Below are 2,190 nucleotides of genomic sequence, written 5' to 3' on the forward strand. Positions count from 1 at the left end.
CTTGATATTGCCCGCTATACTGCCAAAATTATGCGGCAGGACATGGCTGCATTTGATCGTGACGCGGCACATTACACGCAGTCGCTCGGTTGTTGGCATGGCTTCATTGGTCAACAAAAGCTGATTGCCATTAAAAAGCACTTCGGCTCCACCCAAGGCCGTTATCTCTACCTCTCGGGTTGGATGATTGCGGCGCTGCGGTCTGACTTCGGCCCGCTGCCTGACCAATCGATGCACGAGAAGACCAGCGTTCCCGCGCTTATCGAAGAACTCTACACCTTCTTGCGGCAAGCCGATGCCCGCGAACTCGGCATGATCTTCCGGGACCTTGATGCGGCGCGGGCAGCCGGCGACGAGGTTCGTCAGCGGAAGGTGCAGCAGTCCATCGACAATTATCAAACCCATGTTGTGCCGATCATCGCCGATATCGATGCCGGTTTCGGTAATGCCGAGGCGACTTATCTTCTGGCCAAGAAGATGATCGAAGCGGGGGCTTGCGCGCTTCAAATCGAAAATCAGGTATCCGACGAAAAGCAATGCGGCCATCAGGACGGCAAGGTCACTGTGCCCCATGAGGATTTCATCGCCAAGATCCGCGCCATTCGCTATGCCTTCCTCGAACTCGGTGTGGAAGATGGCATCATCGTCGCGCGCACCGACTCGCTCGGCGCGGGCCTGACCAAGCAGATCGCTGTGAGCCATAAGCCGGGCGATATTGGCGACCTCTACAATTCCTACCTCGATTGCGACGAGGTCGATGCGGCGACCAGCCAGAATGGCGACGTTATCCTCGTCCGCGACGGCAAGCTGATGCGCCCGAAGCGCCTGCCGTCGAACCTGTTCCAGTTCCGTCCGGGCACGGGCGCGGATCGTTGCGTGCTTGATTGCATCCATGCGCTTCAGCACGGGGCCGATCTGCTGTGGATCGAAACCGAAAAGCCACATATCGAGCAAATCGCGGGCATGGTGGACCGGGTCCGGGAAGTCATCCCGAACGCCAAGCTGGTCTATAATAATTCACCGTCGTTCAACTGGACGCTGAACTTCCGTCAACAGGTTTACGACGCCTGGAAGGAAGCGGGCAAAGATGTTGCCGCCTATGACCGGGCGAAACTGATGAGCGTCGATTATGATACGACCGAATTGGGCATTGAGGCTGATGAGCGGATCCGGACGTTCCAACGCGATGCCTCGCAGCGCGCCGGTATCTTCCATCATCTGATTACCCTGCCGACCTACCATACGGCGGCGCTGTCGACCGATAATCTCGCCAAGGAATATTTCGGCGAGCAGGGGATGCTCGGGTATGTCGCCAATGTGCAGCGCAAGGAAATCCGCGAAGGCATCGCCTGCGTTAAGCATCAGAACATGTCCGGTTCCGACCTGGGCGACGACCATAAGGAATACTTCTCGCGCGAAGCCGCGCTGAAGGCCGGGGGCGCCCATAATACGATGAACCAGTTCGCAGCGGTCTAACCGAACTGCCGGTTACTATCGGTGCGCGCAGAGGATGCGCGCACCGAATTGATTCGGGGGATCATCCTATGCGGGTGTCAGCCGCCGCCGCCAAAACTCGGCCTCCGGCCACCGGGTTTCCGCACCATAGTGGCGGGCGAGGGCGGCGCGGTAGTGGGTGAATTCGCCTTGCACGAGCGCTTCATAGCGGGCGCGGGCGGTCTCGGCCTTGCCGTTCAGACTGTCGAGCGCGCAATAGGCGGCGAAGCAGCCGGAGCGCAGGGCTTTGGCGATACCTTGCGAGGAGAGGGGTTCGAAGGCGTAGGCGGCATCCCCCGCCGCAACCCAACCGGGACCGGCGAGCGGGGAAATCAGAGTGGAGGCGGCGGAACAGGTGTGCGTGCCGAGCAGCACTGCGCCCTGGCCTAATCCTGGGCCGATCAGCTTGGTTCGGCTCACGCGCGCGGCCCAGTCCGGCATATTTTGAAAACTCTGGCGCAGCAGATCGCGTCGGTGAGGAAGCCGATCGTGCGCCCGCCGCCGGGGGTGGTGGCGGCGTACCACCAGCCGTCCGCGCTGGCTTCCAGCAGAAATCGCCGGTCGCCAGGTGTCTCTTCCCGATAAAAGGCAAGATGGGCAGCTAACCTGTCGGCGCTGCGGGGGTTGGCCCCGACTGCGCCGAGGAAGCCGCGCTGCCGCCCGGTTGCCCAGATCACGAAGCGCGCCACCACCGGC

General features: G+C 61.1%; 2 protein-coding genes and 1 pseudogene. 1 reads left to right on the top strand and 2 read right to left on the bottom strand.

Annotation, left to right across the window (positions count from 1 at the left end; all coding sequences use genetic code 11):
* Window positions 1-1,476: isocitrate lyase (locus VZ95_RS14120; protein WP_045776426.1), on the top strand; the 1,476-nt coding region annotated here is incomplete at its 5' end.
* 66 nt (window positions 1,477-1,542) lie between these two features.
* On the opposite strand, the gene VZ95_RS14125 is transcribed toward VZ95_RS14120, so the two are convergent.
* Window positions 1,543-1,935 (bottom strand): NAD(P)/FAD-dependent oxidoreductase, encoded by a 393-nt coding sequence (locus tag VZ95_RS14125; RefSeq protein WP_052711777.1) that lies wholly within the window; start codon window positions 1,933-1,935, stop codon window positions 1,543-1,545.
* Window positions 1,911-2,190 (bottom strand): annotated as a pseudogene (locus VZ95_RS22105) (hypothetical protein); the annotation flags it as partial. The pseudogene VZ95_RS22105 and the gene VZ95_RS14125, both read right to left, overlap by 25 nt.

Origin of the sequence: Elstera litoralis (genome assembly GCF_000963705.1) — a bacterium.
Taxonomy (GTDB): Bacteria; Pseudomonadota; Alphaproteobacteria; order Elsterales; family Elsteraceae; genus Elstera; species Elstera litoralis.